Annotated in this window: 20 protein-coding genes and 5 pseudogenes; 17 read left to right on the top strand and 8 right to left on the bottom strand. The window is 71.1% G+C overall.

What is annotated here, in order from left to right; translation table 11 throughout:
• Positions 1-26 precede the first annotated feature (26 nt).
• Positions 27-662, bottom strand: coding sequence for an Rv1733c family protein (locus ACZ3KP_RS27525; RefSeq protein WP_467502463.1), 636 nt, complete (start codon positions 660-662; stop codon positions 27-29).
• Positions 663-944: 282 nt separating this feature from the next.
• Between ACZ3KP_RS27525 and ACZ3KP_RS27520 the strand changes: the two genes are divergently transcribed.
• A complete protein-coding gene (locus ACZ3KP_RS27520; RefSeq protein WP_467502462.1) occupies positions 945-2,030 on the top strand; it encodes a WD40/YVTN/BNR-like repeat-containing protein in 1,086 nt (361 codons plus the stop codon).
• Positions 2,031-2,156: 126 nt separating this feature from the next.
• Positions 2,157-2,906, top strand: coding sequence for an IclR family transcriptional regulator domain-containing protein (locus ACZ3KP_RS27515; RefSeq protein ID WP_467502460.1), 750 nt, complete (start codon positions 2,157-2,159; stop codon positions 2,904-2,906).
• 36 nt (positions 2,907-2,942) lie between these two features.
• Here the strand turns inward: ACZ3KP_RS27515 and ACZ3KP_RS27510 are convergent, their stop codons facing one another.
• A complete protein-coding gene (locus ACZ3KP_RS27510) occupies positions 2,943-3,785 on the bottom strand; it encodes an IclR family transcriptional regulator (RefSeq protein ID WP_467502458.1) in 843 nt (280 codons plus the stop codon).
• A gap of 121 nt (positions 3,786-3,906) precedes the next feature.
• On the opposite strand from ACZ3KP_RS27510, the gene ACZ3KP_RS27505 reads away from it, so the two are divergent.
• From ACZ3KP_RS27505 to ACZ3KP_RS27485, 5 genes are all read left to right on the top strand, one after another.
• Entirely contained in the window at positions 3,907-4,812 is a 906-nt protein-coding gene (locus ACZ3KP_RS27505) for an ABC transporter substrate-binding protein (protein WP_467502456.1), read from the top strand.
• Positions 4,809-5,639 carry an amino acid ABC transporter permease gene (locus ACZ3KP_RS27500; RefSeq protein WP_467502454.1) on the top strand — a complete coding sequence of 277 codons (831 nt, stop codon included), beginning with the start codon at positions 4,809-4,811 and terminating at the stop codon, positions 5,637-5,639. Before ACZ3KP_RS27505 ends, ACZ3KP_RS27500 begins: the two co-directional genes overlap by 4 nt.
• Entirely contained in the window at positions 5,639-6,388 is a 750-nt protein-coding gene (locus tag ACZ3KP_RS27495) for an amino acid ABC transporter ATP-binding protein (protein ID WP_132887690.1), read from the top strand. Before ACZ3KP_RS27500 ends, ACZ3KP_RS27495 begins: the two co-directional genes overlap by 1 nt.
• Positions 6,385-7,305 carry a homocysteine S-methyltransferase gene (gene mmuM / locus ACZ3KP_RS27490; protein ID WP_467502452.1) on the top strand — a complete coding sequence of 307 codons (921 nt, stop codon included), beginning with the start codon at positions 6,385-6,387 and terminating at the stop codon, positions 7,303-7,305. Before ACZ3KP_RS27495 ends, mmuM begins: the two co-directional genes overlap by 4 nt.
• A 77-nt stretch (positions 7,306-7,382) precedes the next feature.
• Positions 7,383-8,366 (top strand): isopenicillin N synthase family dioxygenase, encoded by a 984-nt coding sequence (locus ACZ3KP_RS27485; RefSeq protein ID WP_467502450.1) that lies wholly within the window; start codon positions 7,383-7,385, stop codon positions 8,364-8,366.
• A gap of 39 nt (positions 8,367-8,405) precedes the next feature.
• Here ACZ3KP_RS27485 and ACZ3KP_RS27480 read toward each other — a convergent pair whose 3' ends face one another.
• Positions 8,406-9,083, bottom strand: a complete 678-nt coding sequence (locus ACZ3KP_RS27480; protein ID WP_358973389.1) for a uracil-DNA glycosylase — start codon at positions 9,081-9,083, stop codon at positions 8,406-8,408.
• A 206-nt stretch (positions 9,084-9,289) separates the two neighbouring features.
• Between ACZ3KP_RS27480 and ACZ3KP_RS27475 the strand changes: the two genes are divergently transcribed.
• Both ACZ3KP_RS27475 and ACZ3KP_RS27470 read left to right on the top strand, forming a co-directional pair.
• Positions 9,290-10,294: an N-acetylglucosamine kinase gene (locus tag ACZ3KP_RS27475; protein WP_467502448.1), complete on the top strand. Its 1,005-nt coding sequence runs from the start codon at positions 9,290-9,292 to the stop codon at positions 10,292-10,294.
• Positions 10,295-10,436: 142 nt separating this feature from the next.
• Positions 10,437-11,360, top strand: coding sequence for a sirohydrochlorin chelatase (locus ACZ3KP_RS27470; RefSeq protein ID WP_358973386.1), 924 nt, complete (start codon positions 10,437-10,439; stop codon positions 11,358-11,360).
• A 143-nt stretch (positions 11,361-11,503) separates the two neighbouring features.
• On the opposite strand, the gene ACZ3KP_RS27465 is transcribed toward ACZ3KP_RS27470, so the two are convergent.
• The 3 genes and pseudogenes from ACZ3KP_RS27465 to ACZ3KP_RS27455 form a co-directional block, all read right to left on the bottom strand.
• Positions 11,504-12,535 carry a lactonase family protein gene (locus ACZ3KP_RS27465; protein ID WP_467502446.1) on the bottom strand — a complete coding sequence of 344 codons (1,032 nt, stop codon included), beginning with the start codon at positions 12,533-12,535 and terminating at the stop codon, positions 11,504-11,506.
• A 143-nt stretch (positions 12,536-12,678) separates the two neighbouring features.
• Positions 12,679-13,313, bottom strand: a pseudogene (locus ACZ3KP_RS27460) (FUSC family protein); the annotation flags it as partial.
• Positions 13,314-13,434: 121 nt separating this feature from the next.
• Positions 13,435-14,004: a TetR/AcrR family transcriptional regulator gene (locus ACZ3KP_RS27455; RefSeq protein ID WP_467502444.1), complete on the bottom strand. Its 570-nt coding sequence runs from the start codon at positions 14,002-14,004 to the stop codon at positions 13,435-13,437.
• A gap of 291 nt (positions 14,005-14,295) precedes the next feature.
• On the opposite strand from ACZ3KP_RS27455, the gene ACZ3KP_RS27450 reads away from it, so the two are divergent.
• The 3 genes from ACZ3KP_RS27450 to ACZ3KP_RS27440 all read left to right on the top strand — a co-directional run bounded on the left by ACZ3KP_RS27450 (position 14,296) and on the right by ACZ3KP_RS27440 (position 17,567).
• Positions 14,296-15,672: a carboxypeptidase regulatory-like domain-containing protein gene (locus ACZ3KP_RS27450; protein WP_467502442.1), complete on the top strand. Its 1,377-nt coding sequence runs from the start codon at positions 14,296-14,298 to the stop codon at positions 15,670-15,672.
• Positions 15,673-15,897: 225 nt separating this feature from the next.
• Entirely contained in the window at positions 15,898-16,809 is a 912-nt protein-coding gene (locus ACZ3KP_RS27445) for an NAD(P)H-binding protein (protein ID WP_467502440.1), read from the top strand.
• Between the two features lie 440 nt (positions 16,810-17,249).
• Positions 17,250-17,567: a hypothetical protein gene (locus ACZ3KP_RS27440; protein ID WP_467502439.1), complete on the top strand. Its 318-nt coding sequence runs from the start codon at positions 17,250-17,252 to the stop codon at positions 17,565-17,567.
• A gap of 742 nt (positions 17,568-18,309) precedes the next feature.
• On the opposite strand, the pseudogene ACZ3KP_RS27435 reads toward ACZ3KP_RS27440, so the two are convergent.
• A pseudogene (locus tag ACZ3KP_RS27435) lies at positions 18,310-19,061 on the bottom strand (transposase).
• A 248-nt stretch (positions 19,062-19,309) separates the two neighbouring features.
• Positions 19,310-20,479, bottom strand: a pseudogene (locus ACZ3KP_RS27430) (FMN-binding glutamate synthase family protein); the annotation flags it as partial.
• Positions 20,480-21,025: 546 nt separating this feature from the next.
• On the opposite strand from ACZ3KP_RS27430, the gene ACZ3KP_RS27425 reads away from it, so the two are divergent.
• The 5 genes and pseudogenes from ACZ3KP_RS27425 to ACZ3KP_RS27405 form a co-directional block, all read left to right on the top strand.
• Complete coding sequence (locus tag ACZ3KP_RS27425) at positions 21,026-21,304, top strand: hypothetical protein (RefSeq protein WP_467502437.1); 279 nt, start codon at positions 21,026-21,028, stop codon at positions 21,302-21,304.
• 168 nt (positions 21,305-21,472) lie between these two features.
• A pseudogene (locus ACZ3KP_RS27420) lies at positions 21,473-21,703 on the top strand (IS982 family transposase); the annotation flags it as partial.
• A gap of 97 nt (positions 21,704-21,800) precedes the next feature.
• Complete coding sequence (locus ACZ3KP_RS27415) at positions 21,801-22,079, top strand: transposase (protein ID WP_159014958.1); 279 nt, start codon at positions 21,801-21,803, stop codon at positions 22,077-22,079.
• Complete coding sequence (locus ACZ3KP_RS27410; protein ID WP_467502435.1) at positions 22,076-22,996, top strand: IS3 family transposase; 921 nt, start codon at positions 22,076-22,078, stop codon at positions 22,994-22,996. The genes ACZ3KP_RS27415 and ACZ3KP_RS27410 overlap by 4 nt, the downstream gene beginning before the upstream one ends.
• Before the next feature lie 34 nt (positions 22,997-23,030).
• Positions 23,031-23,124, top strand: a pseudogene (locus ACZ3KP_RS27405) (IS982 family transposase); the annotation flags it as partial.

Below are 23,124 nucleotides of genomic sequence, written 5' to 3'. Positions count from 1 at the left end.
CGCGGGGCATCGGTGGTGCGTGGGCGTCAGCCGGTCATCCGGCCCCACTGCGGTCCGAGTCGCGACCACTCGGCGTCCCAGCGGTCCATCCGGCGCCGCTCCAGCCGTCCCCGCGCCACCAGTCCGGCGACGAACGGCACGGCCGCCGCGCTCAGGCCGACCAGGCCGCCGATCAGCGCGGAGCGCAGGTGTGCCTCGGAGGCGGTGGCGGGCCGGGTGACGAGGTGGCCCTGGGGATCCGTCCAGATGGTCACCGGGGTGCCCGCCCTGCTGCCCGCCGGGACACGAGCCTGGCCGGTGTGCACCGAGCCGTCGTCGACGCTCCAGCCCACTCTCGCCCAGACGCGTTCACCGCCGGAGGCTCCGGACCCGGACCCGGACTCGGAACGGGACCCGGACCCGGACCCGGACTCGGTGGCGGATCTGCCGGGAGCCTTCTCCACGACGTGGGCCACGACCGGATGCCATTCGACGCGCTCGCGGGCCAGGCCGCCCTCCACCGACCGGGCCGCCGTCAGCCCGGCGAGCACCCCGGCCAGGAGGGTGAGCAGCCAGGCGCCGAGCAGCACCCAGGCCTCCAGCGTGTCGGCGCGACGCTTCAGCGGATTGCGCCGCCAGCGCCACAGCCAGACCTTCGGACCACGGAACGCCTTCAAGGGCATCCTCCTCACGCGCGCACGGACAGCCCGGACCGCCCTCCCATACGGCAGAGGCCGCCCTGTTGCTCACGGCTGCTCACGGCGAACCTCCGTGTCGACGGTCGCACGACTGGCCCCGCTCGCGCAGGCGTCTTCCGGAACGCGTTCCGACGACCTGTTCTGCCGACCGACACGACGGCTCTGACCTGCGGCGACGCGATCCCGCGGGGGACTGTCAGTGGTGGGGTGCACACTGGCCGACATCTGAGGACTGGCTGTGACGAAGACGTCATGGAGGTGATCGGCATGACCGAGGTACTGCTCGCCGTGGGCACCCGCAAGGGTCTGTTCCTGGGGCGACGGCGAGATGGCACCTGGGACTTCGACGAGAGTCCCTACTTCAACGCGCAGGCGATCTACTCGGTCGCCATCGACAACCGGGACGGCAGGACCCGGTTGCTGGCGGGGGGCGACAGCGCGCACTGGGGGCCTTCGGTCTTCCACTCCGACGACCTGGGCCGCACCTGGACCGAACCGGCCCGGCCCGCCGTGCGGTTCCCCCAGGACACCGGCGCCTCCCTGGAGCGGGTGTGGCAGCTGCACCCGGCCGCCGCCGAGCCGGACGTGGTGTACGCGGGCACGGAACCGGCCGCGCTGTACCGGTCCGAGGACCGCGGGGAGAGCTTCGACCTGGTCCGGCCGCTGTGGGAGCACCCGACGCGGGACAGGTGGGTGCCGGGCGGCGGCGGTGAGGGCCTGCACACGGTGCTCACCGACCGTCGGGACCCGCGGGCGGTGACGGTCGCCGTCTCGACGGCGGGCGTGTTCCGCACCACCGACGGCGGTGCGAGCTGGGCACCGTCCAACTCCGGTGTCTCCGCGGTGTTCCTGCCCGATCCCCACCCGGAGTTCGGACAGTGCGTGCACAAGATCGCCCAGGACGCGGGCAGCCCGGACCGGCTGTATCTCCAGAACCACTGGGGGGTGTACCGGAGCGACGACGCCGGCGCGCACTGGACCGACATCGGTGCGGGCCTGCCCTCCACCTTCGGGTTCGCGGCCGCCGCCCACCCGCACCGCGCCGGGACGGCGTACGTCTTCCCGATCAACGCGGACGCGGACCGGGTGCCCGCCCGCCGCCGCTGCCGGGTCTTCCGCACGGCCGACGCCGGCAGCACCTGGGAGCCGCTGTCGGCGGGCCTGCCCACCGACGACCACTACGGCACGGTACTGCGCGACGCGCTCTGCACGGACGACGCGGACCCGGCCGGGGTGTACTTCGGCAATCGCAACGGCGAGGTGTTCGCGTCGGCCGACGACGGCGACAGCTGGCGGCAGTTGGCCTCCCATCTCCCGGACGTGCTGTGCGTACGGGCTGCGGTGGTCGGCTGAGGGCGGCGGGCGCCGGGAAGGAGGGGTTCCGTCACGGGCCGCGGGGCCCCGTACTCGGCGGTGCTCTTGTTGCGAGGTCGCCCGTGCGGCCGCGCACCCGCCGTGCGGATCTGTAGCATCCGGCGCATGGACGTGGCGACAGGCGCACTGCCCAGGGGGCTCGGACTGGTGGAACGGGTGGTCCGGGGGGAGCTCGACAGCCGGGGCGGTCCCGGGGTGGTCCGGCTGGCGCAGGAGAGCGGGCTGGACAAGGGGCAGGCGTCGCGACTGCTGCGGGATCTGGTCGGCACCGGGACGCTCGCCCGGGACGGACACGAGTTCCGTGCCGGGGCCGACCTGCTGGCGGTCGCCGCGGAGGCCGGTCCCTGGGGGGTGGAGAGCCGGGCGCTGTTGCGGGAGCTGGTGGTCCGGTTCGGGGCGTGTGCCTATGTGGACGTGCTCTGTGGGGCGATGGTGCTCTCGGTGCGGGCCGAGCTGGCGGCCTGGGCCGAGTTCTCCTGGGCGCGCGCGGGACGGCTGACACCGGTCTGGTGCACCGGGGCGGGCCGGGCGCTGCTCTTCGACCACTCGCGTGAGGAGGTCGCCCGGCTCCTCGGCGGCGAGGACTTCATCGGGGCGGGCGGCCCCTACGCGCCGCGGACCGTGGACGACCTGCTGGCGCGGGTCGCCGCGGACGCCGCGCGCGGGGTCGCGGTCTGCGAGAGCGAGTACGACGAGGACGTGCTGGAGGTGGCCGCCCCGGTGCGGGACGAGCACGGGGACGTGGTGGCGGCGGTCAGCGCGGTCGTGCCGCACGCGGCGGCCAGGGACGACCGGGGCGAGATCGTCGCCGCCATCGGTGACGCGGCGACGCGACTGGCCACTCTGCTCCGCTGAGCCGGGGCCGGTCTCAGCTGAGCCGGGCCCGGACGATCAGGCCTCGTCCGTCGAGCGCAGGGCGGCGGTCAGCCAGGCGCTCCAGCGGACCACCGACGCCGCGCAGGCCGCCGTCGCCGGCTCGAGACGACGGCGCGGGCCGACGACCTGCACGGCGGCGACGATCTCCCCGCGGAAGTCCCTGACCGGAGCGGCGAGCGAGTACAGGCCGGGCTCGGCCTCCTGGTCGACGATCGAGTAGCCCCGCTCGCGGGCCGCGGCCAGCCGGGCCAGGAAGTCGTCCAGGTCGGCCGGGGTGTTGGGGCCGTGCCGGACGAAGGCGGTGCGGGCGAGGACGGCGGCGACCTCCGCGGGGCCCGCGTCGAACAGCAGCGCCTGTCCGGCGTCGCTGCAGTAGGCGGGATAGGCGCGGCCCACCCACGAGACGAACGAGGACAGTGCCGGTGGCATCGATTCGAGGATCGTCACCGAACTGGCGCCCCGCAGGACCCCCAGGTACGCGCACTCCCCCGTGTCGGCGGCGACGCCCTCCAGCGCGGTGCGGCCGTCCCGGCGCAGGCGTGCCTCGGTGATCTGCTGGGCGCGCGCGTACAGCTCCCAGGCGACGGAGTAGCGCAGCGACGCGGGATCACGGCGCAGGAACCGGGCCGTCTCCAGGCTCCGCAGGATCCGGGAGACCTGGCTGCGTTCGCGGCCCAGCAGCGCTGCGACCTCGGCGGCGGTGTGACCGCGCGGGTCCTGGGACGGGTGCTGGGCGAACAGGCGTAGTACGGCCAGGCCGCGTTTCAGGCTGCTGTCGGTGGTCATCGCGGGCCGAGCATAGCGCCGGGCCGTGGCGGTGCCGCAGGCGATCCCCGTGGCGGTGCCGCGGGCGATCATTGCGCGGACATTGCAGGTTCATTGCAAGGTGCGTGCATGATGAGCAACTGGACTTGTCTATTTCGCATCCGCGGATAGTCTCCCGTCATCCCTCGCATTTCAGGCTCATCAGGAGTTCGCCTTGTCCGCTCTGCGCCCGCTAGTACTCCTCGGCTCCGCGACGCTGCTCCTGGCGGGCTGCGCCGACCCCTCGGAGCCGGCCGGCGCCTCCTCCGGCACGGCGTCCGGCACGTCCTCCGCGTCCGCCGCGCCGATCGCGAGGAACGCCGCGCTCGCCGCCAAGGTCCCGGCCGCGCTGCGGAAGAGCGGGATCACGGTCGCCAGTGACGTCAGCTACCCGCCGATGGACTTCTTCGCCTCCGACAACAAGACGGTCGTCGGCGCCGAGGCCGACCTCGACAAGGCCCTCGGCACCGTCCTCGGCGTCAAGGTCACCATCGTGAACGTGCCCTTCGACTCGATCCTGCCGGGGCTGCAGTCGGGCAAGTACCAGCTCGGCGTCTCCTCCTTCACGGACACCGCCGAGCGGGAGAAGGTCGTCGACTTCGTCACCTACTTCGACGCGGGCACGTCCCTGCTGGTCCCCGCCGGAAACCCCAAGGCGCTCAAGCCCGGGGGCGACTCGCTGTGCGGCCGTGCCGTCGCCGTGGCGAAGGGGTCGACGCAGGCGCTCGTGGACCTGCCGGCCCGCGCCAGGACCTGCAAGACGCCGATCAAGGTCAGCACCTTCCCGGACGGCACCGGTGTGAACCTCGCGGTCACCAGCGGCCGCGCCGACGCCGCCCTGGCCGACTCCCCGGTCGCCGCGTACGCGGCCAAGCAGTCCGGCGGCAAGCTGGAGGTCACCGGGGACTCGTACGGCAACGCGCCCTTCGGCATCGCCGTGCCGAAGAACAGTGAGCTGACCGGGCTGCTCAAATCGGCCCTGGAGGACCTCAAGGCGAGCGGCGGCTACCAGCAGGTCCTCGCCAAGTGGGGCCTCGCGTCCGGTGCGCTGGACTCGTTCAAGATCAACGCTGCCTCATGACCGAGGAGTTGCCGCTCTACCGCCGTCGCAGGCCGGGCCAGTGGGCGTTGACCCTCGTGGTCGTGCTCCTGGCCGCGAGCCTGGTCCAGTCGCTGATCACCAACCCGCGCTTCGGCTGGCGCACGGTCGGCGCCTGGCTGTTCAGCCGGACCGTGATGACGGGCCTGCTGACCACCTTGGAGCTCACGGCCGCGGCCATGGCGATCGGGCTCGTGCTCGGCATCGCGCTGGCGCTCATGCGACTGTCGGACAACCCCGTCGCGCGGACCGTGAGCTGGGCGTACATCTGGCTCTTCCGGGGCACCCCGCTCCTGGTCCAGCTGCTGTTCTGGGGCTTCATATCCGCGCTGTACCCGACGCTGTCGCTGCACCTGCCGCTCCTGCCGGCGATCGGCGGCGTCCCCGCGAACTCCGTCGTCACGACCTTCGCCGCGGCCCTGCTGGGTCTCGGCCTGAACGAGGCCGCCTATCTCGCCGAGATCATCCGCGCCGGGATCGTCTCGGTCGACCCCGGGCAGCTGGAGGCGGCGGACGCGCTGGGCCTGTCCCGGGCCAGGACGCTGCGCCGGATCGTCCTGCCCCAGGCGATGCGGGTGATCATCCCGCCGGTCGGCAACGAGACCATCTCCATGCTCAAGACGACCTCCCTGGTGAGCGTGCTGGCCTACGCGGAACTGCTGTACTCCGTGCAGATCGTGTACGCCCGCACCTACCAGACGATCCCGCTGCTGATCGTCGCCAGCATCTGGTACCTGGCCGTCACGACCCTGCTCAACATCGGCCAGCACTACCTGGAACGGCACTTCGCGAAGGGCGGCAGCCGATGATGATCGAGGCCACCGGGGTCCGCAAGTCCTTCGCGGGGCGGGAGGTGCTGCGCGGGGTCGACCTCTCCGTACCGCGCGGGACGGTCACCTGCGTGATCGGGCCCTCCGGGTCGGGGAAGTCCACCTTCCTGCGGTGCGTGAACCGTCTGGAACGGCCCGACGGCGGCCGGATCCTGGTGGACGGCGAACCGATCGGGTACGAGCCGTACCGGGACGGGCTGCGCGAGCTGCGCCGCCGCGACCTGGCCCGGCAGCGCCGTGACATCGGCATGGTCTTCCAGCGCTTCCACCTCTTCCCGCACCTGACGGCCCTCGCCAACGTCGTGGAGGGGCCGGTGGGCGCGGGCCGTCCCCGCGCCGAGGCCACCGGCGAGGCGCTGGCGCTCCTGGACCGGGTCGGTCTCGCCGACCGGCGGGACGCCTACCCCGCCCAGCTCTCCGGCGGCCAGCAGCAACGGGTCGCCATCGCCCGTGCCCTGGCCATGCGGCCGAAGCTGATGCTGTTCGACGAGCCGACCTCCGCCCTCGACCCGGAACTGGTCGGCGAGGTCCTGGACGTCATGCGCGGCCTCGCCGCCGACGGCATGACGATGCTCGTCGTCACCCACGAACTGGGCTTCGCCCGCGAGGTCGCCGACGAGGTCGTCTTCTTCGACGACGGCCGGATCCTGGAGTCCGGAGCGCCCACCCGCGTCCTGACCGCCCCCGAACACCCCCGAACCCGCGACTTCGTGACGAGAGTGCTGTGACGACCTTCCGCGACGCCCTGGCCGCCGGACCCCTCGTCCTGGACGGCGGCATGTCCAACGAACTGGAGGCCCAGGGCCACGACCTGAGCGGCACCCTCTGGTCCGCCCGCCTGCTCCGCGACGACCCCGACGCGATCGCGGCCGTCCACCGCGTCTACTTCGCGGCGGGCGCACACGTCGCCATCACGGCCGGCTACCAGGCCACCTACGACGGATTCGCCCGGCTGGGCATCTCCCGCGCCGAGACCACGGCACTGCTGAAACGCAGCGTGTCCCTGGCCCGCGAGGCCGCCGAGGCCACCGAGGCCGCCCTGGGCGAGACACCGCAGAAGCGCTGGGTGGCCGCGTCCGTGGGGCCGTACGGCGCGATGCTGGCCGACGGCTCGGAGTACCGGGGCGACTACGGCCTCAGCGTGGCCGAGCTGACCCGTTTCCACCGACCCAGGCTGGAGGCGCTGGCCGAGGCCGCCCCCGACGTCTTCGCCGTCGAGACCATCCCGGACCTGCGGGAGGCCGAGGCCGTGCTGACCGCCCTGGACGGCCTGGGCATCCCGGCGTGGCTGTCGTACAGCATCCGCGGGACGACCACCAGCGCGGGTCAGCCGCTGACCGAGGCCTTCGCCCTGGCCCGGAGCAGCGACGCCGTCGTCGCCACGGGGGTGAACTGCGCCCCCGCCGCCGACGCGACCGCCGCACTGGCCCTGGTCACCGGAGTACCCGGCGTCGTCTACCCGAACGGTGGCGGCGTCTGGGACGCCGCGACCCGGAGCTGGCTGGGCGCCCAGGACGAGATCGCGGACCTGGCACCGGCCTGGCTGCGCGCCGGAGCGTCGCTCGTCGGCGGCTGCTGCCGGGTCGGCCCCGCCGAGATCGCGGAACTGGCCGCCCGCCTCGGCCCTTCGACGGCCGACCGCTGAGCGCCCCCCGAGGTCCGACCGACCACCGACCACACAGGCGGACTCCGTACCCGCACCACTCGCAAGGAACGCCCACCATGTCCCAGCCCGACACCCTCCCGGTCATCGACCTCTCCGCCCCCGACCGTGACGCGCTCCACCGGGCCGCTCGCGACGTCGGCTTCTTCCAGCTGGTCGGACACGGCGTCACCGTCGCCGAACAGGCCCGGCTGCTCGGTACCGCTCGCGACTTCTTCGCCCTGCCCGAGGCCGACCGGCACGCAATCGACAACCTCAACTCGCCCCATTTCCGCGGCTACACGAGGATCGGCAACGAGCACACGCAGGGGCGCCGCGACTGGCGCGACCAGCTGGACATCAGCAACGAACTGCCCACCCGCGTGCCGGCCCCGGGCGAGCCGCCCTACTGGTGGCTGGAGGGGCCGAACCAGTGGCCCGCGGCCCTGCCGGTGCTGCGGGAGGTCGCCCTGGAGTGGATGGACCGGCTCGGCGCGGTCGCCCACCGGCTGCTGCACGAACTGCTCGCCGCCGTCGGCGGCCCCGAGGACTTCTACGACGACGCCTTCTCCGGCCACCCGCGCAACCACCTCAAGCTGATCCGCTACCCGGGGCGGGCCCCCGAGGGGGACGACCAGGGTGTGGGCGTCCACAAGGACTACGGCTTCCTGACCCTGCTCCTGACCGACGAGGTGCCCGGCCTCCAGGTGGAGACACCGGACGGACGGGGCTTCATCGACGTGCCGCACCTGCCGGGGGCGTTCGTGGTGAACCTGGGCGAGTTGCTGGAGGTCGCGACGAACGGCTACCTGAAGGCGACGAACCACCGTGTCGTCTCGCCTCCGGGGGCACGCGAGCGCTTCTCCGCGCCGTTCTTCTACAACCCCCGGCTGGACGCCCGGATCGCTCCGCTCCCCTTCCCCGGCGCGGCGGACGCGCGGGGCGTGACGGAGGACCCGGACAACCCGCTGTTCGCGGAGTTCGGCTGGAACGAGCTCAAGGGCTGGGTGCGCGCCCACCCCGCTGTGGTGCGCAAGCACCACCCGGAGCTGACGGTCGTCTGACAGCCCACTGCCCAAGGCTCGCGACACGCGGCCCGCGGCTCATGGCAGGCGCCACTCCACCGGCTGTGCCCCCTGCCGGGCCAGCAGGTCGTTGGCCCGGCTGAACGGACGCGAGCCGAAGAAGCCCCGGTCCGCCGACATCGGGGAAGGATGGGCGGACTCGATCGCCGGGAGGTCCCCGAGCAGCGGCCGCAGATTGCGCGCGTCACGCCCCCACAGGATGGACACCAGCGGCTTGCCGCGCCCCGCCAGCGCCCGGATCGCCTGCTCGGTGACCTCCTCCCAGCCCTTGCCCCGGTGCGCACCAGGACTGCGGGGGGCGGTCGTCAGCGCTCTGTTGAGCAACAGCACCCCCTGCCGGGTCCACGGCGTCAGATCACCGTTGGACGGCCTGGGCAGCCCCAGGTCGGTGTTCATCTCCCGGAAGATGTTCTCCAGGCTCCCCGGCAGCGAGCGCACTTCCGGCGCCACGGCGAAACTCAGCCCGATGGCCATCCCCGGCGTGGGATAGGGATCCTGGCCGACGATCAGGACGCGCACGTCGTCGAAGGGCTGCTGGAACGCCCGCAGGACGTTCGCACCGGACGGGAGGTACGTCCGGCCGGCCGCTATCTCCGCCCGCAGGAATTCCCCCATCGCGGCGATCCGTCCGGCCACCGGGTCCAGGGCCTTCGCCCAGCCGGCCTCTACAAGTTCGTGCAACGGTCGTGGTGCCACAGCGCGTCACCCTACTGGCACACGCCGGTGGCACGCACATACGGAGCGCCTCCGCCCCCGGACGCCGCCCGCAGGGTTACCCTTCCTCCCCGTCGAGCTCGTCGCCCCGGTCCGGCAACTCGCGCCGCCGGTAACGGAGACGGAGGGGAGAGCCCCGTGCCGCCAGTGATCCTCCGGGTGCCGGACACCGGCCGACGGGTGGCCCGGTGTCCGGCGTGAGCGGCGCCCGGCCCGAGGGAGGGCTCTCCGGATTCCTCGCGGTCGACTCCGGTGGCTCCGGGCTGCGGGCCGTCGTCGGTGCCCCGGGACGGGAGCCGTCGGCGCCACGGGAGTCGCGGGTTCCGGCGCGGACGGGGGGCCGGGGCATCGACCCGGAGCATCTGCTGGAACAACTCCTGCCCATGGCACGGGCGGCGGCCGACGAGTACGGCCTGGACCGGGTGACCGCGGTCGTGGTGGGCGCCGCCGGGCTGGCCACCCTCGGGGACGCCCTGCGGGCCGAACTGCCCGGCGCACTGGCCCGGGAGCTCGGCGTGCGGACGGTCGCGCTGGCCGCCGACGCGGTGACGGCGTACGTCGGCGCCCTCGGTCCGCGCCCGGGCGCGGTGGTCGCCGCGGGCACCGGTCTGATCGCGATCGGTACCGATCTGGACGGCTGGCGACGGGCGGACGGCTGGGGTCACCTGCTCGGCGACTGCGGCGGCGGAGCCTGGATCGGCCGGGCCGGACTGGAAGCGGCGCTGCGCGCCTTCGACGGGCGCCACGGCGGCTCGGCCGCGCTGCGGGCCCGCGCCGAGGAGCGGTTCGGGCCGCTGCCCGGCCTGCCCGGTCTGCTCTACCCGCGCACCGACCGGCCCGCCGTGCTGGCCTCCTTCGCGCCGCAGGTCGCGCACTGCGCGGCGGACGACCCGGTCGCGGCCGGGATCCTGCGGGCGGCGGCCCGGCACCTGGCCGAGTCGGCCGCCGCCGTGTGCCCCACGGCCGGCGCGCCCCTGGTCGCCGTCACCGGTGGCCTGTTGCGACTCGGGGACCCCCTGCTCGTACCGCTCGCCGCGGAGTTGGCCGAACTGCTGCCGCACGCCCGGCGGGTTCCCGCGGAGGGCGATCCGCTGCACGGAGCGGTGCGCGTCGCGAGTGACCTGGTCACCGGGCGGCTCACCCTACCGGGTGATGATCGGCTGTTCTCGGTGGTCGACACAAAAGCGGATTGATCCGACCGCGACCTGAAGTGTCCGGCAGATGGCGGGATCACGGCCGAATCATGCGTAACTCATCAGACAAAACCGGACGGATACCGCTCACCTGCACCCTCCCCGAACAGGGGAGCCCCGGTTGCCAGTAACATGCGGCGCCATGAGCTCCCCCACTGGGCCCGCCGGCCTGCCAGTACGAATGCCGCGCCCCCGCCAGCCCGGACGGCACCGCCGTCCCGAGCCGCTGGTCGCTCCCCAGGACGCGCCCGCGCTCGTCCTCGCGGTGCCCGGTACGCCCAGCGCGGCCACGCGCGGCCTCGCCGAGGAGGTCGTGAGCATCGCCCGCTCCGAGCTGCCCGGCCTGGACGCCCGGATCGGGTACCTGGACGGGGACGACGCGGAGTTCCCCACCCTCCAGTCGGTGCTCGCCCGTGCCGCCGAGGAGCGCACCGCACGTTACGAGCAGGCCGTCGCGGCCGGCGTCGAGGGCATAAAGGCGCCGGACGGCCCGGTCGCCGTCGTCGTGCCGCTGCTGGCCGGTCCGGACGGTTCGCTGCTGCGCCAGGTCCGCCAGGCCGTGATGGAGAGCCGGGTCGCCGCGGACCTCACCGACGTGCTCGGTCCGCACCCGCTGCTCGCCGAGGCCCTGCACGTGCGCCTGTCCGAGGCCGGTCTGGCCCGTGCCGACCGGGCTCGGCTGTTCACCGTGGCGACGGCCGCGGACGGCATCATCCTGGCGTCGGTGGGCGGCGACGAGGCGGTGCAGGCCGCCGGGATCACCGGCATGCTGCTCGCCGCGCGCCTCGCCGTGCCGGTGATGGCCGCCGCGCTGGACCAGGAGGGCTCCATCGCCTCGGTCGCCGAGCAGCTGCGGGGTTCCGGTTCGCAGCAGCTGGCGCTCGCGCCGTACCTGATCGGCCCCGAGATCGACGCGGCGCTGCTGGCCGCCGCCGCGGAGGAGGCCGGTTGCGCCACCGCCGAGCCGCTGGGGGCGTATCCGGCGATCGGCAAGCTGGCGCTGGCCAAGTACACGACGGCGCTGGGGATCGCTCCGCAGCAGCCGCAGGGGGCACCGGTTCGCTGATGCCGACACACGCCGACGGCTCCCTTTCTCGGAGAGGGCGCCGTCGGCTGTTTTTCAGGGGGTGCGGCCGGTCCCTGGCCGCGGGCCCGGTGGGGGCCGGTCGCGCAGTTCCCCGCCCCCCTCACGGGGCGCCGCAGGCGACCTCAGTCGAAGACGACGCAGGACGGTGCCGGAATCTCCACCTGGCCGTCGTAGCGCGGCACGCCCGTCCCCTCGTCGACGGTGAACCAGGTGATGTTCCCCGAGCGTTCGTTCGCCGCGTACAGGTGGCCGTCGGACTCGGCGAGCGCCCGGGGCCAGTGGCCCCCGCAGGGGACCGCCGCCGTCAGGCGCACGTGGTCCCCCTCGATCGCGAACGTCGTCAGGACGTCCTCGCCGCGGGTCGCCGTCCACAGGAAGCGGCCGTCGGGCGCGACCACGATGCCGGACGGGTAGGCGTCTCCGGCGGGGGCACCGGGCAGGACCGGCGTCTCGCTGAGCGGCCGCAGTGACCCGGTGGCGGCGTCCCACCGGCAGACGGTGACGGTCGGGGTGAGTTCGTTGACGACGTAGGCGTACCGGCCGTCGGGATGGAAGGCCAGGTGGCGGGGGCCCGAGCCGGGGCGCAGCGCGAACTCGCGGTGCAGTACGGGGACGCCGCCCACCACGGTGCAGACGCGGACCGAGTCGGTGCCCAGGTCGACGCTGACCGCCCAGCGGCCGCTGGGGTCGGGTTGCACCTGATGGGCGTGCGGGGCCCGCTGACGCCGCTCGTGCGGGCCGGAGCCGGTGTGCTGGAGCACCCCGGAGGCGGCGCCGGCCGGCGTGCCGTCCGGGCGCACCGGGACGGCGCTGACGCTGCCCGAGCCGTAGTTGGCGGTCAGCACGTGGCCGCCGAAGACGCTGAGGTGGGTGGGGCCGCTGGCGTCGACCGGCACCGGAGGCCCGGCGAGGCGCGGCTTGTCGTCGTGGACGTGGTACGCGGCCACCGCGCCGTCCGCGGTCTCGCTGACCGCGTACAGGGTGCGCCCGCCCGGGGCGAGGGCGAGGTACGACGGGTCGGGCACGCCGTCGACGCTCTCCAGGAGGGCCAGGGCGCCGCTGTGCGGGTGGACGGCGGCCGTGACGACCCCGGGTCCGCCCGCCGCCGTGAACGACCCGATGAACGCCCTGCGCCGCCTGCCGCCGTCTGCCACCGCTGTCCCCTCTCGATGCGTTCTCGGTACGTTTTCGATGCGTTCTCGATCCGCTCTCGGTACCGGGACGGTACGAGTCGGTACGGGCCGGTCCGGGGCCGACGGTAGCAGTTCGCGGTCTAGACCAAGGGGCGGGGCGCGTCTCAGGCGCCGACCAGGGGGGAGCCCGGGGGCGTCCGCAGGGGCTCGGCAAGGTCGGCCAGCGCCCGTTCCAGACCGTGCCGGTGGGCGAGGGCGGGTTCCGTGGGCGGCTCGGCGGGTGCGGTGATGTGCTCCGAACCCCTGGTGAGGGCTTCCACGGCGGCCTCGACCCGCCAGCAGGCCGCGGCCAGCCGGGCGTCGTGGGAGGCCTCCGGGTCACCAGCGACGGCGCCAGGCCGCGGACCTCCCGCGCGCAGTCGTCCAGCAGGGCGAGGACCCGGCGGGCGCGGCGCTTGCGGCCGGACATCCGGGTTGAGCGGGTGGACGAGCGGGGCGACCGAGAGCCGTACCCGGCCGAGCAGCTGTTCCAGTTCGGCCACCCGGGGCGCCGGGTCGGCGGCGGTGGCGCCGGCGAGCCGGGCCGCGGCCTCGGCCGTGCAGTCGTGCACGCAGCCCAGGGCGCGCCTGATCCAGGCGTCGGTGGTGAGGTGGGTGGTGACCGGCAGCACGAACAGCACGGCGAGTACGGCGCCGAGCGCGCCCACCGCGGTCTCGGCCAGGCGCAGCGCCGGCAGGTCCGGGGTTCCGGGGTGAGGACGCCGAGCAGGCCGTAGAGCGGCTCGGCGAGGAAGGTCACCCCATGTCACGCGCCGATGGCAGGAGTCGTCGCCTCGAAGCGGCTCCCGACCACCGGACAATGTCGTACGTACGCCCCGCAGACCAGCGCCCTGGCTGACCTGGCGGCGGGGGCCGCAGGCTCAGTCGGCCCTCGTGACCGCGTCCCTGATGAGGCGGCGGGCGGCCGCGTCGGTACGCGCGACGTCATGGGTCACCAAGCGGTCCTGGCACAGACCGCGCAGGCCGGAGACGAGGAGCGTGGCCGCTGTACGCGCCTGCTGTGGCGGGTGACCCAGCCGGACGTAGGCCGCGGCGATGGGGCCGATCATGACCTCGACGGTCTCGGCCGCGATGTCGCCGTACTGCTCGGGATCGGTGGCGGCCAGGCTGAGCAGCTGCAGCAGCATGCGGACCGGCCCGGACTGCTCCCCGACGGTCATCGCCTCCCACAGGGTATGAGCCGCCTTGCGCAGCCCCGCGCTGTCGCGGACGTCGTCGAACATCGCGTGCGCGTCGGGACGGCAGGCGGCCAGCGCCTGGGCCAGCAGGTTCTCGCGGCTGCCGAAGTAGTACAGAAGCATGCGCTTGGTGGTGCCGATCGACTCGGCGAGCGGACTCAGCGACATCTGCGCGACACCGTGGTGCTGGAGGTGGTTCACCACCTGCCTGAGCAGCTCGGCGCGCTTCTCGGCGTTGACGGGGCGAGGCACGCTTTGACTGTACCGACCGGTACGCGTAAGGTCCAGCAGACGTAAATGTGCCGATCGGTACGTTAATCGAGGTGGCGCCATGGCGACGGTCAGGCGCGGCACAGCCGAGGGAGGCGCCGTGAAACCGGTCGGATCGCGAGCAGTAGGGGATCACCGGTACCGGAGAGGCGGCCAAGCGGTGACCGGGGCTCCGGTCGGCCGGGTGTGCCGCGGTCTGTGCGGCATGGCCCGCCGTGGCCCCCTGGGGGTGGCCCTGTGAAACACCGGGTCGCGCGTCCCCGAGGCATATCCGTGGCCAGAGTCCTCGTCGAGACCCTCACGATCCCGGCAGTGCTCTTCCTCGGCCTGCTGTTCAGCTTCCCCATGGCCTTCCACCAGCCGCAGCCCCACCACGCCAAGCTCGTGATCGCCGATCCCGCGGTGGCACACAGGGTCGGCACCGCACTGCAGCGGCAGCATCCCGGGGGGTTCGACGTCGCCGCCGTCCCGGACGCACGGGCAGCCCGCCGGGCGGTGCTGGACCGGGACGCCGCGGCAGGCTTCGCCGTCACGGACAGACATGCCACCGTGCTCTACGTGGCCAAGGCCAACGGCACGTCCCTCGAGCAGGCGCTGACCAAGGGCTTCACCCAGCTCGCGGCGCACAACCACCAGAAGCTCACCGTCACGGACGTAGCCCCCACGGTCAGCAGGGACGGGTCCGGCACGACCCTGGTGTACTTCGGGATCGCCTGGAACGTCCCCGGCTACATACTCGCCACGACCCTCCTGCGGGCGGTGACCTTCAACCGGCGAACCAAGCTCATCACGGTCGCGGGCGCCGCCGGCCTCTTCAGCGCCGTGGGTTTCCTCGTCGGCGTGGGACTGGGCTTCTTCCCCAACGACCCGGCGGCCCTGGCGATCGCCTTTCTGCTCACCACGGCCGTGGCCACGTTTTCCCTCGGCATGGCGCCCTTCGTCAAGCACTTCTTCCCCCTGGCGGGTCTGGGCCTGTACGTCGTGCTGAGCGTTCCCTCCAGCGGCCTGGTCCCCGTCCAGCTGCTGCCGGGGTTCTTCCAGGCCCTGCACGCCGTCATGCCGCTGGGCAACGCCGTCGACGCCCTGAGAGGAGTGCTGTACTTCGACGGCGCCGGGGTGCTGAAGCAGGTCCTCGTGCTGTGCGGGTGGATCACCGCGGGTTGGGCGCTGCTGGGCCTGGACGCCTGGCACCACCACCGCATGGCCGTACGGCGGGGAGCGCAGGACGAGACGCAGGACATTCCCGAACCGCCGGTGGAGGACCCCTCCCTGGAGGCGCCCGCACCGACCGCGCTACCGGTCCACCCGCACCATTTCGGCGAGCCGTTGCCGATGCTGGAGGGCGCCGTCCACGACGGCGAACAGCAGCCCGTCCGCCATGCCGCGGTGACCGTCATGGACACCGGCGGCCGGCAGTTGGTGCGGACCACGACGAACGCGCGCGGCGAGTACGCCGTGACCGGACTGCCCGAGGGATACATCAGCGTCGTCGTCTCACACCCCGGCCGAGACCCCCTGGTCCACCGGAAGCTGCTGCAGTCCGGCGTGGCCGTCCGCGCCGACTTCACCCTGCACGACCCGCGCAACGGCACGTCAGTCCGCGCGGGCGCTCAACGCCTCGGCCTCGGACACGCGAGACACGGATCCTGAGACCACACGGATGGCGCCGGCCGGGGCCGACGAGGTCGATGTGCCCTGCTCGACGCACATCGCGACGATCTTGGTTTCCCGGGATGCCGCCGCGCCGCGCGGCGGTGGCCCCCGGCGCCATCGCACGACTGGAGGATGCGGCCGAATCCATCGCTCTCTTTGCTGGACGTAAGCGGAAAACAAGAACGCCGGGTTCGGCAGCGGCCCGGGCTGAAGGGAAAACACATGTCTGACAAGAATCACGCCACGGTGGCGGTCACCGGGGTGACCGGTGCGCTCGGCAGCCGGATCGCGGCCCGACTCGCCGACCACGGCGTCCCGCAACTCCTCGTCGGACGTAGTCCCGACCGCATGCCCGAACTGCCAGGCGCCCAGCGACGCGGTCCGGCCGCCTACGCCGACGCCGCAGACATGCGCAGGGCGCTCCAGGGCGCGTCGACCCTCATCCTGGTCTCCGGACACCGTACGGGTCGCCGGCTGGAAGAACACGCCACCGCGGTCGAGGCCGCGATCGCGGTCGGCGTGAGCCGGGTCCTGTATGTGTCCCTCGTCAGCGCGGCGCCCACCGCCACCTACCTCAACGCCCGTGACCAGTGGCTGACCGAACAGTTCCTGGCAGGGACCGGGATCCGCCATACAGTGCTTCGGGCGGGCTTCTACGCGGCGACACCTGCCGCTCTCGCCGACGAGGAACTTGTCGTAAGCGGCCCTGCGCCGACAGGCCGGGCCGCCTTCGTCACCCACGAGGACATCGCCGACGTGATCACGGCCGTCGCCATCGAGGACGGTCCCCGCTCCGAGCACGACGGCGCGACCCTGGAGATCACCGGGCCCGAGGCCCTGACACTCGACGAAGCTGTCACCCGGATCGCCGCAGCCACCGGTCGGCCCTACCGCTACGAACCCGAGACCCTCGAGGAAGCCTTCGCACGGCGATGGCGACTGGGTATGAGCGGGGAACAGATCGAGACCTGGATCTCGTGGTATCAGGCGATCGAGAGGGGCGAGGTTTCCGTGGTCACCGACGTGGTTCCTCGACTCACCGGCTCACCGGCGACCCCGATCTCGAACGCAGCCTGGTGGCCCGCGCCGAACACCGCCCGGGGCACCGCTGAGGTGAGGCGGAAGCACAGCTAAGGCGTGTGCGGTCCGAAGTCGCCCCGGGCTCCCTGACACCAGCGACATTCGGATTGAGGACCGCAATTCCGTGTACGCCCGAGGCGTCCCCTCAGGAAGGCCGGCCTGGCCTTGGGAGCGCTGTCCATCAGGGCGTACAGGCATGCTGCAGTACGAGAACAAGGCTGACACCGAGGACAAGTGCGATCACTTCCAGAGCCCGTCACTTTCGTCTGATCGCTCATCTGCGGCCGTTCATTCGCGCGGACGGTTCGGTTCCTACCAAGTACTGCCGGACACACCCGACATCCGCGCGGGCGAGCGGTCAAGCACGAAAGGGACGCCTCGAAGAAGGGCGGTGAGTCGCACGCCGACCAATCACTCGATCGTGCGATGCTCCCCGCCCTTTTCCGATCCATATTGATTCCTGTCGGCGATCGATGAAGCAAGGAGAAATGATCATGAAAAGGCTCGCACATCGCATCGGGATCGCGACCACATCTCTTGCCGTCGCCGCAGGTGCTCTCTTCGCTTCCAACGGTTCGGCGAGTGCGGCCGCTTTCCCGGCGGACACGCCCACCCGCGCCCCATCAGGTGTGGTTGCGGGGACGGGAGCCACCGGCTGGAACCACGGCGGGTACGGCGGAGTCAGGAGTGAGGGGCACCGCCACCACGGGAAGCCCTCGGACGGGCACTGCGGCCGCTACGCCTACGACCGTTTCGACCGCTTCTACCCCTGGGTCTGGGACCAGCTCACAGAGTTCGGACACGTCAACTGACCCGGGGTGTCCGTCGACGCGAACTCCCCGCACCAGCATCACAGTCCGAGCGACCGGCACCGCCACAAACTACCGCGTGCCGAGAAGAAGCCGGGGGTGTTTTGCACGATGAGCGGTATTGACAGTGTCCTGAGCTCTACGCCAGCCGATTCCCAACCTTACTCGTCTTGTCACACGCGCACCCCGGAGTGCGCCTCCACCGATCTCGACTCTCCGAAGCATGAGCCAGGCCAAACATTCACAGACGGACTGGAGCCCTGGCTTTCAGCGTGGCTGGCAGTCGGCCAGGAGTATCACTGACATGAGGCTGATGAGCCGAAAATGCCTATCGTCGACAACGCCAGGGACCAGCAAGAACGGTGCCTGCACTATGACTCCATCGACAGATGGGAATGTGAGCTCGCGGAGGACTCCTGCTGAACGTCGTCCGCCACGGCCCAGCATGGAAGCGCCAAGCCGGGCATGGGGTAGTACCGGTGAGTCAGTCAGCGCTGGGGAGCGTGGCGAGGGTCTGGCGTGGGTGGGACGGTCTTGGACGGACTGTCCCACCCACGTGTGGCCGCACCGCATCCAGTGAGCGTTCTCGGAGTGGCCACTGAAAGGTTGGCCGTTCTCGCTGAATTCTGACGTACGCCCGGTGCGGACGTCGGCATCAGCAGCGCCCAGTGGCTCCTGGGCCCGGGTCGCGCACTCGCGCGATTCACGGTGTCACCGCAGGGGCCGCAACCCACACTGAGCTTCTTCAGCGTTGCCGCTCCAGGGTGAGGATGGCCTTGGCGATTGACGACATGCGGTTGGGGCTGCAGCGGGATCTACGGAAGATTCGCCAGGTCTTCAGGCGAGCGACGCCGCGTTCGACAGGTGCCCGTGCCGTCGCCAGGGCCCGGCTGACGGTCTGCTCGGTGAGGGTGAGTTCCTGCAGGGGTCTGCGCTTGATACCGGTGGTCACCCAGGGGCCACCGCCCTGGTAAGCGAGATCGGCCAGGATGGGGACGCCCTGGCCGCTCGCAGATGCGGTTGATCCGGTGGTTGCGGGCCGCGGTCAGGTCATGAGCCCGGCCCGGCAACGCGGGTGACAGCTCACAGCAGCCGGCCGCCCGGATCGGTGATCACCTGCACGTTCACCCCATGCCTGCGGTGCTTGTGGGAGTAGTCGGCCCGTCCGTCGCCGACCCGGTCGCACTCGGCGAGCGTGCCGTCCAGAAGGACGAAGTCCGGGTCGGCCTGGCGTAGGACTTTCAGCAGGCCCGGCGCACGTTCGGCAAGCAGGTCGATGACCTGGCTGGTGTAGGCGTGGGCGGTGGACTCGCTGATACCGAATCCGGCAGCGATCTTCGCCAGGGTGGTGTGTTCGCGCAGGTACACCGGTGCCACCATCGCGCGCTGGGACGGGCGGAGCTTGCAGCGCCGGTCGCCCTCACGGGTGACGACCAGCATGGTCACCCACTCCACGAGCGCATGCGGCAGGTCGAGTGCGGCAGGATGGATGACCAACGAGGCCCCCGAGCAGGGTTGTTGAGACGTCAGACATCTCGATCAACAGCCCGGGGGCCTCGCTCGTTGCGCTTCGTGGACGTCACCTGATCGGTGGCCAACTCGAAGGAGCTCACTGATCGCGCGGATCGGATTCCCCCTCAGGAACCGGGCTCCAACCCGTAGGACGGCGCTTTGTCGACAGGTCTTTCGTCGGCTGGGGCGCGCCGACGGCGAAGTCTTCGTGGATCGGGGTCTTGGTCGAGCGGCCCGACGATAATGCTCGCCGTCATGTCGGCTCCGGTGGCCACCTTGCCGCTGGCGCCGATCCTGATCAGGTCCCGCAGGCCGGCGCCGACCAGAGCGTTGTGGACCGTGATGAGGCCCTCGGTGAGGGGACTGCCCAGATGGTCGGCGAACTCCAGCGGGGCGGCTCCGGTGCCGCCCTCCGCTCCGTCGACGATGATGAAATCGGGTGCGGTGCTCTCCTCGATCATGGCCTTGCACACCGCCAGGAACTCACGCCGAGAGCCCACACAGAGCTTGAAGCCGACCGGCTTGCCCCCGGACAGCTCGCGCATCTCGGCGATGAACCGGATCAGTTCCCGTGGGGTACTGAAAACCTCGTGGTACGGGGGCGAGACGACGGTCCGCCCCTCGGGGACTTCGCGTACCCGGGCTATCTCGGCGGTGACCTTCTCCCCGGGCAGCACTCCTCCGATGCCGGGTTTGGCTCCCTGGGACAGCTTCAGCGACACGCACTTCACGCTGTCGTGAGCAGTCTTTTGCGCGAACCGCGCCCGGTCGAAACGGCCGTCCTCGGTGCGGCAGCCGAAGTATCCGGTACCGATCTCCCACACCAGGTCGCCACCGTGCCGCAGATGGTATTCCGACAGGCCGCCCTCACCCGTGTCGTGTGCGAAGCCCCCGAGGGCGGCGCCCTGGTTCAGGGCGAGGACGGCGTTGGCGGAAAGCGAGCCGAAACTCATCGCCGAGACATTGAACAGGGACATGTCGTAAGGCTTGGTGCAGTCCGGACCACCGATGCGGACCCTCGGCTGCTCCGCCGGAACCGGGCGTGGCCTCATCGACGACTCGAAGTACTCATACCCTTCGGCATAGACGTTCCGTTCGGTCCCGAACGCTTGCTCCGCTTCCAAGCCCTTGGCGCGCTGATAGACGAGACTGCGCACATCCCTGTCGTAGGGGCGGCCGTCGTAATTGCGCTCGATGAAATACTGCTGCAACTCCGGCCGGATCGACTCCAGCATGAAGCGCACGTGTCCCAGCACAGGGTAGTTGCGCAGCACCGAGTGGCGCTTTTGGAGGAGATCGTAGACACCCACGCCCGCCAACGCCGCGCACAGTACGGCGGCTGGCCCCCACCAGGGAGACACGGTCGCCGCGAAGAATCCGAACGCGACTGCAAGAACTCCCATAAATGCGACCGATACAATTCGATTCACGTGCGAAACCACTCCTGTCCCAGTAGGGTCACAATGTTCGTGTGATGCGACATACGGCACATTCGGTGCACGGAAGTCCTATCGGCTCGGCGGCCTCCGAGACGCACCTCGGCCTCCCCGTGCCGCTCGATCTCCACCCGCCTGCCGCCGAAAGTGCGCGGCGCATCGGAGCTGGACGTGGCGATTCCGCGTTCGGCCGACTCCCGGCAGATCCGAACGGCCGCCAACCAGTCCTCGCCGCGTGTGAGGCAGGGGGCGGATACGGCGTATGCCCATCTGGAAAGCTCGTGCGGTATCAGCTCTCTGGACAGAGTGGACCGGAAAGGAACGGAGAACATCGCACAATCTAGCGATTGTTGCGACTACCAAGTCTCGACTCAAACCCACCGTACATACCTGCAGCACGGCCCCATCTGGGCAGCAGTCAATCACCAGATCATGCGATGCACTACGCACCTTCCCGATCGAAACTGGCTGCGTTGGCCGTTTCTACTCTCCGGAAACCAGGGAATGATTTCTTTGCGCACCAAGAACAAGCTCGTACGGCGTCTGGCGACCACCGCCGCCGCTCTGGCGTTCGCCGGAGGCACTCTCCTCGTCGCCGGGGGTTCCGCGAACGCGGCCGCTCTTCCGGCCGACGCACGCGTCCCCGCCCGAGCGGCTGCGGTGGCCGAGACGGGAACCGTCGGTGGGCACCACGAAGGACATCGCGGACACGTCTGGGACTGTTCCACGTACGACCGCTTCTACCCGTGGATCTGGGAACAGCTGAAGACGTTCGGTTGGCGTAGTGGGTGACACCGGCAGCGCCCGCGGCCCGAGAGGTTCGGTGGCACACCGCGGGAATATTCGGAACGACGTGTACGGCTGTGCCCACGTGGAGGAAGTACGCGAGGACGGACCCCTAGATGATCTATTCCAAGGGGTGCCTGTAGAGACGTAAATGAGGGTGTCCAAGATCGTTGTGTGACGAACAACCTGGACACCCTCGCGACCGCACTCTACGTGAGAACCGACGACCTGCTGAAAGCGGCTCCGCAGCTGGGGCCGTGGCGGCCGGCGGTGGGCATAGCACCCAAACTCAGCGACGCCGAACTGGTCACCCTGGCGGTGATGCAGGCCCTGCTCGGTTTCACCGGCGAGGCCCGCTGGCTGCGCCACGCCCATGCCCACCTGCGCCATCTCTTCCCCTACCTGAGGTTCCCCCGAGATGCGGGGAAAGGTGGCAGCAGGTCAGATGGGTCTCATGAGAGGAGCCCAGACGATGCCTGCCCCGAGGAAGTACCCGCTGGAGTTGCGTGAGCGTGCGGTGCGGATGTACCGGACGGCCGAGCCGAAGCCCGTGATCCGCCGTATGGCCGAGGAACTCGGCGTGCATCACGAAGCCCTGCGGAACTGGATCCGGCAGGCAGAGGCCGACGCCGGCGAGCGGGATGACCTGCTCACCACCGAAGAGAAGAACGAGCTCGCCCAGTTGCGGCGCGAGGTGCGGGACCTGCGCCGGGCGAACGAGGTCCTGCGGACGGCCTCGGCTTTTTTCGCCGCGCAGCTCGACCCGACCCGGCCCAGGTGAGAGCGCTCCTCGACGAGCACCCGCACCTGGGGGTCGAGCCCGTACTGCGGGAACTGCACATCCCCTCTTCCACCTACTACCGCTGGCGCCAGGCCGAGAAGGATCCCTGCGAACGGATCCTCAAGGACACCGAGCTGACCGGGCAGATCCGGCAGATCCATCAGGACTCCGGCGGGATCTACGGATCGCCCAGGATCCATGCCGTCCTCAAGCGCGAGGGCGTCCATGTCGGCCGCAAGCGGGTCGAGCGGCTCATGCGCCAGGCCGGCCTGGCCGGGATCAGCCCCCGCAGGAGCAAGAGCTTCACCCGCCGCGACCCAGACGCCGACCATGCTCCTGACCTGGTGCAACGCGACTTCACGGCACACGCGCCGAACCGGCTGTGGGTCACCGACCTGACCATGATCCCCACCCTGGAGGGGCCACTGTGGCTGTCGGCGATCCGCGACGCCTTCTCCCGCAGAGTCGTGGCCTGGGAGACCTCCGCCCACGCGGACGCCGACCTCGTCCTCACCTCCCTCGAGTACGCGCTGGCCAGCCGCGAGGTCACCCCCGGCGAACTCGTCCACCATGCCGACCACGGCACGCAATACACGTCCATCAAGCTCACAACACGCCTGGTCAGAGCAGGTGTTCAAGCCTCCATGGGCTCGGTCGGCGACTCCTTCGACAATGCCCTGGCGGAGAACCTGTGGATGCTGATCAAGACCGAGTGCATCCGCGGACGGACCTTCGCCACCAGAGCCGAGGCGAATCTCGCGCTCTTCGAGTACATCGACGGCTTCTACAACCCCCGCCGCATCCAAAAGCGCCTCGGCTACCTCAGCCCCATCGAGTTCGAAGAGAAGCACTACGCCGACCAGGCAGCGGCCGAACCAGTGAACCTGAAACCACGTCAACCCGCCCTGACCTGCTAGTCAGCCACTCCCGCGCAGCGGGGGAACCTCAACCCTGCCCCAGCAGCCCGGCTACAACAAGCGCCTGCGGGCAGCGGCTTCGCTGATTCGCCGCATCGTCCGCGTTCTGGCCAGCGACACCACGCTGT

This window comes from Streptomyces sp. NPDC020958 (assembly GCF_055562175.1).
This window is presented reverse-complemented; position numbering and strand designations above follow the sequence as displayed.